The following is a 13,141-nucleotide window of genomic DNA, read 5'->3' on the forward strand; positions in this document are numbered from 1 at the left end:
AATGAACGGAGAATGCATGCAGATCGATATCGACACCAGATTCATCATGCTGGTCGGCACGCCGCTGGGTCAGTCGTTCGCTGCGCGCATGCAAAACGCTGCCTACGATGCGGCTGGCATGAACCTGCGTTATTTCTACAACGAAGCTGGCAGCGAGAACCTGCAGCAGATCATCGAAGGGCTGCGTCACAGCCCGGCATTCATCGGCGCGGCCATCACTCACCCGAACAAGGTTAAGGTGCTGGAATACCTGGACGAAGTCGATCCGCTGTGCGCGAAGATGGGGTCGTGCAACACCATCGTGAAGCGCGCCGACGGAGGGCTGGTAGGCTACAACACGGACAGCACGGGATTCTATACCGCTTTTCTCGAAGACGGCGGCCTCCCTGCAGAAGGGCGTTCGTTCTTCTGCATCGGCGCAGGTGGAGCGGGTCGCGCTATCTGCTCGGCGCTTGCGCATAACGGAGCTGCGGCCATCTACATAAGCGATGTGAACAGCAAGAGCGCCACGCGCATGACTGAAGATCTGAATCGAAATTTCGCACCCGTCGCCACTGCGGTGCCTGCGGGCGATCTTTCGCGCGTGAGCGAATGCGATTGCGTGATCAACGCCACTGGTATTGGCATGGGCGATTCGGTGGACATGAGCCCGTTGCCTGAAGAACACATCGTACCTGGTCAGATTCACTTCGATGCCTGCTACAATCCAGCGAAGACCCAGTTCTTGATGAATGCCGAAGCCGCGGGCTGCACGGTGATCAACGGCTTGAGCATGTCGCTGCATCAGGGAGCTGCCCAGATCCGCCTCTGGACTGGCCAAGAACCCCCGCTTGATGCCATGCGCGCTGAACTGGAAACCATCTTGAAAGAGAAAGCAGACAACCGATGAACCGCGTCGCGCTCGCCGCTGTAAAAGCCATCACGAAGCTGCGCCCTAACATCAAAGATGGGTACAAGCGCCAGCGTGCCGTTGAGGACGCGAGCGGAGCGCTCACCATCGCAAGCCCACGCTGCCGGATCGACGACACCACCGTGAAGGCTCCCGACGGGCACAAGATCCCTATCCGTATCTTCACCCCGCTCGATGTTGATTTCTCGCTGCGCACTGGTCTTCATGTGAGCGAAGAGAGCAAGGGCACCATCCTGCTGTTCCATGGCGGCGGCTGGGCCAATGGCGATGTGAGCTTCTATTCCGATGTGTGCATGAAGATGGCCATCAAGCTGCAGCGTCGCGTGATCGGCGTGGATTATCGGCGCTCGCCCGAACACCGCTTCCCTTCCGCGCCCAACGACTGCTACGAAGTGGCGCGTCAGCTCTTCGCCAAAGAGATCGTGCCTGATGTTGACCCCGATAACATCGTATTGTTCGGAGACTCCGCAGGTGGCAATCTGGCAGCCGTGGTCTCCTTGATGGCGCGCGATCGAGGCGAATTCATGCCCCGCACGCAGATCCTGCTCTATCCGCTGGTCTACGACGACCATAGCGAGACCACTATCTTCGATTCCGTGCGCGACAACGGCGAAGACTACCTGCTCACGCGCGAGGATATCGTCAGCTATATTGGCATGTACCTGAACGAACCCGAAGATTACGAAGACCCCTACTTCGCGCCTTTGCTCGAGACCGATCTGTCGAACCAGCCACGCACGCTGGTGATAACCGCCGAATACTGCCCGCTACGCGATGAGGGCGAAACCTATGCCGCACGTCTGGAGGCTGAAGGTAACGAGGTGGAATGCGTGCGCATCCTTGATGCGGTGCATGGCTACTTCCTCTATCCATCCGTGTTCGGTTTCGTACGTGACACCTACCGGATCATCGAAAGCTTCCTTGACCACGAACCCCTTCCCCACGATGAGGACGCCAAATGGCTCGCGCTGATTGGTACAGACTAGATAACGTCGGCAAGTTCTATGCGTCGCAGGCTGGGCGTGGCGGACAGACCGTCTTTCGCTTTTCGGCCACGATGAACGATGCCATCGACCCCAAGGCACTCCAGGCAGCGCTCATCCGTTTGGTGGAGCGCTTTCCTGGCTTCAACGTGAAGCTGCGCAACGGCATATTCTGGCATTACCTTGAACCATCAGGGGAGATTCCTGCGGTGCAGCCAGAAGCCGTGCCCGTGTGCACAGGGCTGCATACTGGGCTCGATAGCGTGTTGTTCCGCGTGAACTATTTTCGCGATCGTATCAACCTGGAAGTCTCGCACATGATCTCGGACGGTCGTGGCACCCTGGAATTCTTCCGCGCACTGCTGGCTGCTTATGTCGAGCGACGCTACGGCGTGCCAGCTAACTTACCCGAAGACCCCGTGCCACTGAGCCGCCGCACCGAAGACAGCTACACGGCGAACTTCGAGCGCGAGAAGGCTGGCTCGAGCGAAACGCCGAAGGTCTACCATCTGAGCGGCTGGAAGAATACTGCCGAACCCACCTTCATGGAATACCACCTGCCCGCTGGCGAAGTGCACCAGAGGGCGAAAGCGATGGGCGTGAGCGTGACCATGCTGATGATCGCAGCGGTCATCGTAGCGATCCGCAACACCATGCCGCCTTCCAAGCGCGACCGCGCCATCCGCATGGATGTGCCCGTTGACCTGCGCGATATGTTCGAATCGGAAACGCTTCGCAACTTCTTCGGGCTGGCATTCGTCAGCTACACGCCTGGCAAGGTGGACGAATCGCTCGAGACCATCGCGCACAAGGTGCAAGAACAGCTCACTGGCGGTACCGACCCTGAGGCGCTGAAGCGTCGCATGAACAGCATGCTGAAGATCGAGAAGAATCCGCTCATTCGCGCCGCGCCGCTGTTCTTGAAGGACGGCGGCCTGATGATCGGCAATTGGATGGCGGCACAGGAAGTGACCACCACCGTTTCGAGCATCGGGCGCATTCGGCTAGACGACACCACAGAGCCATTCGTGCGCGAGATCAACATCTCCACCTCGACGCGCGGACTGAATTTCTTGTTCTGCACGTTCAAAGACGTGCTGAGCATGTCCATATCCAGCGCCTACATCACTCACGATGTGGTGCGAGCCTTCGTTGGCGTGTTCACTGAATTGGGGGTTCATGGGACCATGAGCGTGAACAAGAGCGCAGAGCAGGTGGATGAGGACTTGCGCCAAGCGCGTTTCGAGCATGCCTCGAAGCAGATCGCGGCCGCCAGGAGAAAGGGGTCGAGCCGATGATGCATTGCGATCGATGCCAGCTTGACTTCACTGGGCAGCTCGACCACTGTCCGTTGTGCGGCAGCGCGCTCAAGGGCACGCCCGTGCCAGCGGTATTTCCTGAAAACGAATGGGCTCGGCCCAAGAAGCTCGCGCGCCGTTCGCTCATCGCGCTGACGCTCGTTGGTCTGGCGCTGGTGATCTTCGCGGGTGTGCTGGGAGGCGCTTCGATCGTGACCATCGTGGCAGGATGTGCTGCTGTGCTGATCAGCTATGTGTTCGTGCGCAATGTAGTGGTACACTCCCCCAGTTTCTTGCGCATGGTGCAGCGTTATTTCTTGGTGCTGATCGCACTTGCGTTGCTGTTCTTGCTGGCCACGGGCGACCGAAGCGTGGCAACGTATGTAGTGCCTGCGATCAGCGCGATCGCGCTCTTGGTGAACGGGGTGCTGGTGGTGCTGTTCCGCAACACCTTCGTGCAAGGATACGCGAAGTATCTGCTCTATGAATTGGTGTTGGGCCTGGTGCCACTCGCGTTGGTTGCTGCCGGGATGACCACCTGGGCCGTGCCGTCGATTATCACCGCCATCGGTGCGCTGCTGTTGCTGGTGTTGATGCTCACCCTCACCCGACGCCAACTAGCCGACGAGCTCCGCAAGCTCTTCCACGCCTAAATGGGGACGGGTTCATTTTTGTGGACAAATTGGGGGCGTAGCCCTTTTTGTCCACAATGGTGGGAGCTTCAGGTTTACCTGCTAAGACCCTCATTTGTGGACAAAAAGGGCTACGCCCCCAATTTGTCCACGTCCCCCGATCAGATGCCGGGGGAATCTAGGGTGTCGACCAACCATTTGCCTTCATCGCTCAGGTCATCAGAGGTGAAGCCAGAGGTCTTGTCGCACGTATCCAGGAACATCGCGGATGCTTCGTCCTTGTTCGACAGATTCCAGCAGATGTAGCTCACATCCAGTTCGTCCATCAGCTTGATCCAAGCAGCAGCAGAATCGTAGTCGATCTTGCCATCACCACTGGCTTCGGTGATGCCGAATTCCGTCACGAACACGGGCACGCCAGCCTTCACGGTAGCCTCAAGGCGTTCGCGCAGATCCTGCTTGTGTTCAGCCGCATAGAAATGCAGCGTGTACATGATGTTCTCGAAAGGCAGCGGATCGAGCGCCGCTTCGTCGATGCGCTGAGACCACGTAGGCGTGCCCACGATGATCACCGCATCAGGGTCATTCGCTCGAATGATCGGAATGATGGTCTCGGCATAAGCAGTGATCTGGCCCCAGGTGGTCGCGCCGTTGGGTTCGTTGCAGATCTCGTAGATCACATTATCCTTGTCGGCGAATTCGGCAGATATCTTCTCGAAGAACTGCTTTGCTTCGGTGATGTGGATGTTGGGATCGGCATCGCTCAAGATATGCCAGTCGACCACAGCGTACAGATCAGCGTTCTGAGCATAATTCACACCATCGATGACCAGCTGCTCGAGCGCTGCCTTGTCGCCGCCTGTGCAATAGCCGCCATATTCAGCGGTATACATTGCCAGGCGCACCACATTCACACCCCAATCCTCGCGCAGCTCGGTGAAGAATTCCTGGTTCACATACTGCGGGAACCAGGACAACCCGTGCGTGCTCACACCGCGCAGCTGAACTGGATCGCCCGCCTGTGAAGAAAGTTGCGCGCCGATGACCTGCAGCTTACCTGTGGTTGAAGGCGCAACCACACCAGTTGCGTCTTCGGTTGCCTGCGGCGAATCCTGCGCTGGCTGGCTCTGCTCCTCCTTGGCCGCACACCCTGCCAGCACCAACGCAAAAGCGCAGATCAGCGCCACCAATACCAGTCGAAGTCTTTTCGTAGCCTTCACCATGCTCATCTTCACCAGCCTAACTATCCGCACCGCCTCGCTCGACCTTGTTGATCGGGCAGCCGTGCAAACTATCCAAGAAATTTCATTCTGCTTTCAGAATGATAACGAAAACGGGCAGCGCGCTGCAATCAGCGAATTCGGGAGTAGTCTATGAGCTGTGAAAGCAATCCCTTGTTGAAGGAGCTAGAAATGAGTCTCGATATCCCTGAAACCTCACGTGAAGAAGCAGCACGTCGTGAGCATGAAAAAGAGCAAGCCAAGCATGAATATGATGTGATCGAGAAAGAGACGCATCATGTGAGCGAGCAGGCTCATAAGGATGCGAACGAGGACGGTTATCATCCCGATCCTCACCGTGTGAGCTTCGCAGAGAAAGCGGCTCGTGACGAGAACAACATCAAAGACCACGAGATCGCTGAAACCGTGAATACTACGTTGCGCGACGAATAAGCGCGCATGCCGCCGCCTTCGGGTGGCTGGCAAACCTCTCTCACGATACGCGCCCGTGCTGGTTAGAGCATACTCCTTACCACGCAATTCGAGGAACCTCCTGATCGCCGGTGCGAGCGCGCCTCGTTGAACCTGATGCAGAGGCGGCCGAACCCCCGGCCGCCTCACCTTTTATGGGGACGGGTTCATTTTTGTCCCGGACAGTTTGGGGACAGGTTCAGCATGCCGAATGACGGTTGCTAAACCTGTCCCCTTTTTTGTCCCGGACAGAATTGAACCCGTCCCTTTTTTACGCGTGAACCGCGGTGGCTAGGTCCGAAACGAACGCGGAAACAGGGGCGGCGGCTTGGGTGCCATGTTCGGCAACCAGCTTCACAATAGCCGAACCCACGATCGCACCATCGGCTTTCTGCGCCATCGCGACAGCCTGCTGCGCATTCGATATGCCAAACCCGATAGCGATAGGAGCATCGCTCACTTCGCGAATACGCTCCACGATCGAATCCAGATCGGTGGTGAATTCACTGCGCGTACCCGTCACGCCCATAGAGCTGACCAGGTAGATGAAGCCTTCGGCCTCTCGCGCGATCATCTGGATGCGGTCGTCAGAAGTGGGTGCGATCAGAGATATGAACGCCAGGTCAGCCGCCTGGCAAGCACGCGCGAACTCTTCCTTTTCTTCGAAAGGCGTGTCCGGCAAGATGAGCCCATCCATCCCCACCTCGGCCGCGCGTTCGCAAAAACGCTCGGTACCATAATGGAATACCACGTTGGCATAGGTCATGAACACCAGCGGCACGCTCACGGGTTCACCACCGTCCGAACCACTTCGCAGCTCAGAGACCATCTCGAAGATCTTGTCGGTGTCAGTACCACCCGCCAGCGAGCGAACGTTCGCTTCCTGGATCACGGGACCTTCCGCAGTGGGGTCTGAGAACGGTATGCCCAGCTCGATGATATCCGCACCCGCCTGAGCCATACCGCGCACGATGGCCTTCGTGGTGGCAAGATCAGGGTCTCCGCAGGTGACGAATGGAATGAATGCCTTGGTGCCAGCGAATGCGGCACGGATCGATGCGTTACTCATGGATGTCCTCCCCACGATAGCGAGCGATGGCCGCGCAGTCTTTGTCGCCGCGGCCCGAAATGGTTACCACTATGATCTGATCCTTGTCCATCTGTGGCGCGATCTTCATCGCATGCGCCAGTGCATGCGAGCTCTCGATCGCCGCGATGATGCCTTCGGTGCGCGCGATATATTCGAACGCCTCCACCGCTTCATCGTCGGTGATGGGCACGTATTCCGCACGCCCGATATCATGCAGATGCGCGTGTTCAGGGCCGACGCCCGGGTAATCAAGACCAGCGCTGATGGAATAGACCGGCGCGATCTGGCCATATTCGTCCTGGCAGAAATAGCTCTTCATGCCGTGGAAGATGCCTAGGCTTCCCGTTGCGAACGTGGCCGCTGTTTCGAAGGTGTCCACGCCCCTACCTGCAGCTTCGCAGCCGATCAGGCGCACTTCAGGGTGGTCGATGAAGTGGTAGAACGACCCGATCGCGTTCGAACCGCCGCCCACACAAGCCAGCACCGCATCAGGCAGGCGACCTTCCTTTTCCATGCACTGATCCATGATCTCGCGCGAGATGACCGCCTGGAAATCGCGAACGATCTCGGGGAATGGGTGCGGTCCCATGACCGAACCCAGACAATAGTGCGTATCAGCCACGCGGTTGGTCCATTCGCGCATGGTCTCAGAAACCGCATCCTTCAGCGTTCCCGTGCCCGAATCGACGGGATGGACCTGCGCGCCCAGCAAACGCATCTTGTAGACGTTGAGTGCCTGACGTTCGGTGTCTTCACGACCCATGAACACCTCGCACTCCATACCGAGCAGCGCCGCTGCGGTGGCTGTAGCCACGCCGTGCTGCCCCGCGCCTGTTTCGGCGATAAGACGCGTCTTGCCCATCTTCTTGGCCAAGAGCGCCTGACCGAGCACGTTGTTGATCTTGTGCGAACCCGTATGGTTCAGGTCCTCGCGCTTCAGATAGATCTTCGCGCCGCCCAAGTCTTCGGTCATGCGTTCGGCGAAATACAGGCGCGAAGGGCGACCCGCATATTCGTTGAACAGCTCGGTCAGTTCCGCCTGAAATTCTGGATCATTCTTGTAGTGCTCGTAAGCTTCTTCAAGTTCGTTGACCGCATTCATCAGCGTCTCAGGCACATATTGCCCGCCGTGGATGCCGTACCTTCCCTTTGACATGGTATTCCTTTCCAAATTCGCCTTGAACTGTTGCATCTTTAACGGGTCCTTCGAAGGGCGACCCGCGCTGTCTGTTGTAGTGCCCTCGATCCCCGTGGAAACGTCCACGATGTGTGGAAGAATGCCCGCTGGTAGCGCCGCCAGTGCTGTTGCCACGGTTTCTGCCGCGAGCCCACCCGCCAGCGCGAAGGGACGTTTCAGAGCTTTCAGCAACGACCAGTCGAAGGTGTTGCCCTCACCCTTGCCTGCATCGAGTAGTACCAGGTCGGCACTCGATTCGTTAGCCGCCTGAACATGAGCTGGCCCGCGCACCTCGAAGGCGTTCCAGATCTGAAGGCCGGGCGCAAGTTCGCGAAGCTGCTGGATAAAAGCGTCGTCTTCGCTGCCGTGAAGCTGCGCGACCGAGATGATGCTGCGCTTGGCCAGGTCCGCGATGGCTTGGGCGGTCTCGTCCACGAACACGCCCACCGTTTGGATGTCTTCATGGAGCGCCGCACGCAGGGCTTCGGCTTCTGCAGCGTCCACCGCGCGCTTGCTCTGCGGCCAGAACACAAATCCCACGTAGTCGGGACGCGCAGCATTGACCGCTTCTACATCAGCCAACTGCGACACCCCGCAAAACTTCACCTTGGGGACGGGTCCATTTTTGTCCCGGACACTTTGGGGACAGGTCCCGATCTGTTCCGGACACCTTGGGGACGGGTCCATTTTTGTCCCGGACAGATTTGGACCTGCCCCCGTTTTGTCCCGGACAGATTTGGACCTGTCCCCCATTTGGCTGGCGCGCTGGAAGGCGGCGAGGGTAGCGGGGATGTTCTCCGAGCGCATCAGAGCCTCACCCACCAAGACAGCATCGGCACCCGATGCAGCGATCTGCGCTACATCTTCGGCAGTGCTCACACCTGATTCGGCCACATAGAGCACGCCTTCAGGAATGAGCGCGCGCAAACTGGTAGCGTTCGTGAAGTCCACCGAGAAATCCTTCAGATTGCGGTTGTTCACCCCCACAATGCGCGCGCCAGCCGCCAGGGCACGCTGCACTTCTTCTCCGTCATGCGCTTCAACCAACACCGAAAGGCCCAGCTCATCTGCGATATGGTGAAAGCGCGCAAGCTCTTCGTCGTCCAAGATCGCGCAGATGAGCAGCACTGCTGACGCACCCAGGACCTTCGCCTGATAGATCATGTACTCATCCACCGTGAAGTCCTTGCGCAGCACGGGGATATCCACCACTGCGCACACCTCTTCCAAGTAACGATCAGAGCCTAAGAACCAATATGGCTCGGTCAGACATGAGATGGCCGCCGCGCCTGCTTCTTCATAAGCCTGCGCGATCGCAACAGGATCGAACTCTTCAGCGATGACGCCCTTGGAGGGGGAAGCCTTCTTCGCCTCGCAGATGAAGGAAAGCCCCTTGCTGGCAAGCGCCGCCTGAAAGGGGAACGTGAACATCCCTTCCCCAGCCGCATCGACCAAGCCAGCAGCTGCATTGCGCTGACGCTCCGCGCGCGCCAGGTCGAGCGCACGCTGCCGCATAACATCGAGCGGAACCGCCTGCTTGTCTTCTTCCACTCGCTGACGCGTGCGCGCTGCGATGGTATCGAGGATAGTCTCGGCCATTGCCTACGCCTCCATTGTTTCGGTTTCGGCCTCGGCTGCGGCCAGCGCCTGCGACTGCGACTGCGCGATATAGGCTTCCATGGTTGCCAGCGCCGCACCAGAATCGACCAGTTCAGCAGCCATCTTCACGCCGCCCTCGAGCGTTGCCGCCGCGCCGCCCACATAAAGGCCTGCGCCTGCATTCATCAACACCGTGTCGCGCTTCGCGCCCGTGATGGCACCCTCTAGGATGCCGCGCGTGATAGCCGCATTCTCTTCCGCCGTGCCGCCAGCCAGGTCTTCTTTGGTCGAACGTGCGAAACCGAACTGCTCAGGCGTGACCACGTAGCTCTTCAGCTCATCGCCGTTCACCTCGCACACGCGCGTATCGCACGCAGTAGAAAGCTCATCGAGCACCGCTTCGCCGAATACCACCAGCGCGCGCTTCACGCCCAGCGACTGCAGCACCTGCGCCAACGGCTCGACCAGCGATCCGTCGTAAACGCCCAGCACCATGGCTTCAGGCTTTGCGGGATTCGTCAGCGGACCCAAGATGTTGAACACCGTGCGAATACCCAATTCCTTGCGAATGGGACCAACGTAGCGCATGGCGCTGTGATAGTCCTGCGCGAAGAAGAAGGTCATGCCCACTTCGTCGAGCATGCGAACCGCCACTGCAGGCGGCTGATGGATGTTCGCACCCAGCGCTTCCTGCACGTCCGCCGTACCCGATTTGCTCGAAGCCGCGCGATTGCCGTGCTTGGCAACCTTCACGCCACCTGCGGCGATGACGAACGCTGCTGTGGTAGAGATGTTGAACGACCCTGCCTTGTCGCCACCTGTTCCCACGATCTCGAGCACCGTGCCGTCGTAATCCACCAGCGTAGCGAGCGCACCCATGGCCGCCGCACAACCTGCGATCTCATCGATGGTCTCGGCCTTCGTCGACTTCGTAGAGAGCGCCGCCAAGAACGCCGCGGTCTGCACCTCAGAAGTGCGACCCTGCATGATCTCGGTGATCACTTCATATGCTTCGTCGTAGGTAAGGTCTTGCTTGTCTACTAATTTATGGATGGCTGATTCGATCATCGATCGCTCCTTTCACGGGAAGTCTCATTGTGGGCGTTGAAGGCTCTTGCGGCCGCCAAGAAGTTCGCTACCATGGCGCCGCCTTCAGGTGTCATGATGGATTCAGGGTGGAATTGCATGCCGAAGACGGGGTGCTGCGTGTGCTCCACGGCCATCACTTCCCCGTCAGCTGTGCGCGCTGTGACGCGCAGCGTGGACGGAAGCGTGTCGGGTTCGGCTGCCAGTGAATGGTAGCGCCCAACAACGACTTCCTGACCGAGACCAGCGAACAGCACGCTTTCGGGATCGACCCGGCAGGGCGATACCTTCCCGTGCATCAGCTCGCGCGCATAGCCCACCACGCCGCCGTATGCTTGCACGATGGCCTGATGCCCTAAGCATACGCCCAAGATGGGGATGGTTGCGCCCAATTCGCGCACCACCGCCTCGCAGATGCCTGCGTCTTCTGGACGGCCAGGCCCAGGAGAGAGCACGATGGCCGCGGGCGAGAGCGCGGCCACTTCTTCAACGGTCAGTTCATCGTTGCGCACCACGCGAATGTCGGGATCGATCGCGCCGATCAGCTGGAAGAGGTTGTAGGAAAAGCTGTCGTAATTGTCGATCAACAAGATCATCGCAGGCCTCCTTCCGCAGCTTCAAGGGCTTCGGTCACCGCACGCGCTTTGTTCACGCATTCGGTGAATTCTCGCTCCGGGATGGAATCGGCAACGATGCCCGCGCCCGACTGGACGCAGATCACGTCGTTCTTCTTGTAGGCCAAGCGAATGGCGATGCACATATCCATGTTGCCTGAAAAATCCAGGTAGCCGATAGCGCCGCCATAGATGCCGCGGCGCGCACCTTCCAGGTCCTGGATTATCTCGCACGCACGCAACTTCGGCGCACCAGAGAGCGTGCCAGCGGGCAACACCGCGCTCACTGCATCGATAGCATCACGGCCTTCAGCGATCTGGCCCGTGACCGTCGAACCGATATGCATGACGCGCGAGAACTTCAGCACCTGCATATAGGAATCGACCGACACCGAACCAATGCGCGAGATCCGCCCCAGATCGTTGCGTCCCAGGTCTACCAGCATGTTATGTTCGGCGCGTTCCTTTTCATCGGCCAGGACCTCCGCTTCAAGAGCTGCATCTTCAGCAGGCGTGGCGCCACGCGGACGTGTTCCGGCCAGCGGATAGGTGTTCAGCACGCCATCGCGCAGGCGCACCAGCGTTTCGGGGCTGGCGCCCGCGATCTCGACATCGTCAGAGGTGAAATAGAACATGTAAGGCGAAGGGTTGGCGCAACGCAGATTGCGATAGGCGTCGAAGAGCGATCCTGTTGCGGGCGCGGTCTGCGGATTCGAGAGCACCACCTGGAAGATGTCGCCTTCAACGATATGATGCTTCGCCTGCTTCACCATCTCGCAGTATTGCGCGAGCGAAAAACGCGGCGTGAGGGGGCGCTCCAGATGCAATGGAGCGAACGGATAGGTGACGTTGCTGATCAAGATGCGCTCCATCTGGTCGAGTCGCGCCTGGGCTGCTGCATAGCGTTCTTCGAGCGTTGACAAATCGGGGGCAGCCCCCTTTTTGTCCACAGTCTTATCGGGCTCGCGATAGACGCCGGTCATCAGAATGATCTTCTGCTTCACCGCATCGAAGCAGATCAAGGAATCGAACAGCATCAGGTCAAGGTCGAGGAAATCACCTTCACCCTGTTCGAGCGCTTCGCGCAGCGTAGGTTCAGCATACTTGATAAAATCGTAGGAGAAGTAGCCCACCAGGCCGCCCGTGAAGGGCGGGAACCCTTCGAGCTGAGCGCTCGTGCGGCCAGCCAAGATGCTGCGAAGTTCGTTGCTCGGGTTATCGACCAGGCGCTCTTCGATCTCTTCGGTACCATCTTCGACGTTTCGGCGGATCTTCAGCGCGCCATCGGCACAGGTAACTTCCATCGACGGATTGAAGCCGATGAACGTGTAACGGCCCCAGCTCTTGTCCGCCTCCGCGCTTTCGAGCAAGAAACAATGGTTCGATGCAGCGCGCACGCGACGCATCGCTTCGATGGGTGTGAGGATATCGGCGTAAAGTTCGCGCTTCACGGGAACGCGCGCGAAATCGGTGGTGGCGAACACGTTGCGCACTTCTTCGAGCGTGGGTGCCGCGGCCGCCGTTGTTGCTGGCGCCGTTGTTGTGGGCGCTGTTGCCGTTTCGCCTGATCCTGCGTTCATGAGCCTCTCCTTTCCGGTCTTAAGGGAAGGCCCGCGCATTCACCATGTTGCAGCGTTCGCGCATGAAAAGAGCCCATCCCTGACGTGCTTTTCGTCAAGGACGGGCTCTGAAAGCTCGCGGTGCCACCTTGATTCGCAGCTGATGCTGCGCACTTTGCGAAGCGCGAATACGCTCCCGGCAACTAACGTATGCCCTCACGTCGCATCCTACTGAGCCTTAGCCTTTGAATTGCCAATCGGTACCCTAGCCGTTCGGTGCGCCCTCAGCGGTCCATTTGGCGAATTGCATACGATCCGGTTCCCAGCAACCCAGACTCTCTGTGCGCGCTCATTCGCTTTGACTTCCGCGTCAACGGTTTCGTTCACTTTAGTTGAACAAAGTAAGTTTTGCGCCAATCGGAGGAATTGTCAAGCGCGTGCAAGAATTCCTCACGCAAGCGGCATCGCAATGTTAAGAGACAGTTAAGGGGACGGGTTCAAA

General features: G+C 58.7%; 11 protein-coding genes. 5 read left to right on the top strand and 6 right to left on the bottom strand.

Translation table 11 applies throughout. The features are described from left to right. Window positions 1–16 precede the first annotated feature (16 nt). Genes NFR25_RS00570 through NFR25_RS00585 form a run of 4 tightly spaced genes read left to right on the top strand, consistent with a single transcriptional unit; the run spans window position 17 to window position 3,844 of the window. Window positions 17–889, top strand: coding sequence for a shikimate dehydrogenase family protein (locus tag NFR25_RS00570; RefSeq protein WP_251197306.1), 873 nt, complete (start codon window positions 17–19; stop codon window positions 887–889). Then, a complete protein-coding gene (locus NFR25_RS00575) occupies window positions 886–1,896 on the top strand; it encodes an alpha/beta hydrolase (protein WP_251197307.1) in 1,011 nt (336 codons plus the stop codon). The genes NFR25_RS00570 and NFR25_RS00575 overlap by 4 nt, the downstream gene beginning before the upstream one ends. Further along, window positions 1,869–3,191 (top strand): phthiocerol/phthiodiolone dimycocerosyl transferase family protein, encoded by a 1,323-nt coding sequence (locus tag NFR25_RS00580; protein WP_251197308.1) that lies wholly within the window; start codon window positions 1,869–1,871, stop codon window positions 3,189–3,191. Before NFR25_RS00575 ends, NFR25_RS00580 begins: the two co-directional genes overlap by 28 nt. Next, window positions 3,188–3,844, top strand: a complete 657-nt coding sequence (locus NFR25_RS00585; RefSeq protein ID WP_251197309.1) for a DUF6320 domain-containing protein — start codon at window positions 3,188–3,190, stop codon at window positions 3,842–3,844. Before NFR25_RS00580 ends, NFR25_RS00585 begins: the two co-directional genes overlap by 4 nt. A gap of 140 nt (window positions 3,845–3,984) precedes the next feature. On the opposite strand, the gene NFR25_RS00590 is transcribed toward NFR25_RS00585, so the two are convergent. After that, window positions 3,985–5,052, bottom strand: a complete 1,068-nt coding sequence (locus tag NFR25_RS00590; RefSeq protein WP_251197310.1) for a glycoside hydrolase family 5 protein — start codon at window positions 5,050–5,052, stop codon at window positions 3,985–3,987. Between the two features lie 183 nt (window positions 5,053–5,235). On the opposite strand from NFR25_RS00590, the gene NFR25_RS00595 reads away from it, so the two are divergent. Then, window positions 5,236–5,496 (top strand): hypothetical protein, encoded by a 261-nt coding sequence (locus NFR25_RS00595; RefSeq protein ID WP_251197311.1) that lies wholly within the window; start codon window positions 5,236–5,238, stop codon window positions 5,494–5,496. 289 nt (window positions 5,497–5,785) lie between these two features. Here NFR25_RS00595 and trpA read toward each other — a convergent pair whose 3' ends face one another. From trpA to NFR25_RS00620, 5 genes are read right to left on the bottom strand one after another with little or no spacing between them, the layout of a single operon-like run. Continuing rightward, window positions 5,786–6,583, bottom strand: a complete 798-nt coding sequence (trpA, locus tag NFR25_RS00600; protein ID WP_251197312.1) for a tryptophan synthase subunit alpha — start codon at window positions 6,581–6,583, stop codon at window positions 5,786–5,788. Next, a complete protein-coding gene (gene trpB, locus NFR25_RS07485) occupies window positions 6,576–9,380 on the bottom strand; it encodes a tryptophan synthase subunit beta (RefSeq protein WP_251197313.1) in 2,805 nt (934 codons plus the stop codon). Before trpB ends, trpA begins: the two co-directional genes overlap by 8 nt. 3 nt (window positions 9,381–9,383) lie before the next feature. Continuing rightward, window positions 9,384–10,448: an anthranilate phosphoribosyltransferase gene (gene trpD, locus NFR25_RS00610; protein WP_251197314.1), complete on the bottom strand. Its 1,065-nt coding sequence runs from the start codon at window positions 10,446–10,448 to the stop codon at window positions 9,384–9,386. Next, window positions 10,445–11,062 (bottom strand): anthranilate synthase component II, encoded by a 618-nt coding sequence (locus NFR25_RS00615; RefSeq protein WP_251197315.1) that lies wholly within the window; start codon window positions 11,060–11,062, stop codon window positions 10,445–10,447. Before NFR25_RS00615 ends, trpD begins: the two co-directional genes overlap by 4 nt. After that, window positions 11,059–12,660, bottom strand: coding sequence for an anthranilate synthase component I family protein (locus tag NFR25_RS00620; protein WP_251197316.1), 1,602 nt, complete (start codon window positions 12,658–12,660; stop codon window positions 11,059–11,061). Before NFR25_RS00620 ends, NFR25_RS00615 begins: the two co-directional genes overlap by 4 nt. Window positions 12,661–13,141: the final 481 nt, after the last annotated feature.

This window comes from Anaerotardibacter muris, from assembly GCF_943192915.1.
Lineage (GTDB): Bacteria > Actinomycetota > Coriobacteriia > Coriobacteriales > Eggerthellaceae > Anaerotardibacter > Anaerotardibacter muris.

Bases quoted from the DNA above. Each gene is read 5' to 3' on its own strand.
- NFR25_RS00570 (WP_251197306.1), top strand. From the start codon at position 17: ATGCAGATCGATATCGACACCAGATTCATCATGCTGGTCGGCACGCCG.
- trpB (WP_251197313.1), bottom strand. From the start codon at position 9,380: ATGGCCGAGACTATCCTCGATACCATCGCAGCGCGCACGCGTCAGCGA.
- NFR25_RS00580 (WP_251197308.1), top strand. From the start codon at position 1,869: ATGGCTCGCGCTGATTGGTACAGACTAGATAACGTCGGCAAGTTCTAT.
- NFR25_RS00620 (WP_251197316.1), bottom strand. From the start codon at position 12,660: ATGAACGCAGGATCAGGCGAAACGGCAACAGCGCCCACAACAACGGCG.
- NFR25_RS00595 (WP_251197311.1), top strand. From the start codon at position 5,236: ATGAGTCTCGATATCCCTGAAACCTCACGTGAAGAAGCAGCACGTCGT.
- trpD (WP_251197314.1), bottom strand. From the start codon at position 10,448: ATGATCGAATCAGCCATCCATAAATTAGTAGACAAGCAAGACCTTACC.
- trpA (WP_251197312.1), bottom strand. From the start codon at position 6,583: ATGAGTAACGCATCGATCCGTGCCGCATTCGCTGGCACCAAGGCATTC.
- NFR25_RS00575 (WP_251197307.1), top strand. From the start codon at position 886: ATGAACCGCGTCGCGCTCGCCGCTGTAAAAGCCATCACGAAGCTGCGC.
- NFR25_RS00590 (WP_251197310.1), bottom strand. From the start codon at position 5,052: ATGAGCATGGTGAAGGCTACGAAAAGACTTCGACTGGTATTGGTGGCG.
- NFR25_RS00585 (WP_251197309.1), top strand. From the start codon at position 3,188: ATGATGCATTGCGATCGATGCCAGCTTGACTTCACTGGGCAGCTCGAC.
- NFR25_RS00615 (WP_251197315.1), bottom strand. From the start codon at position 11,062: ATGATCTTGTTGATCGACAATTACGACAGCTTTTCCTACAACCTCTTC.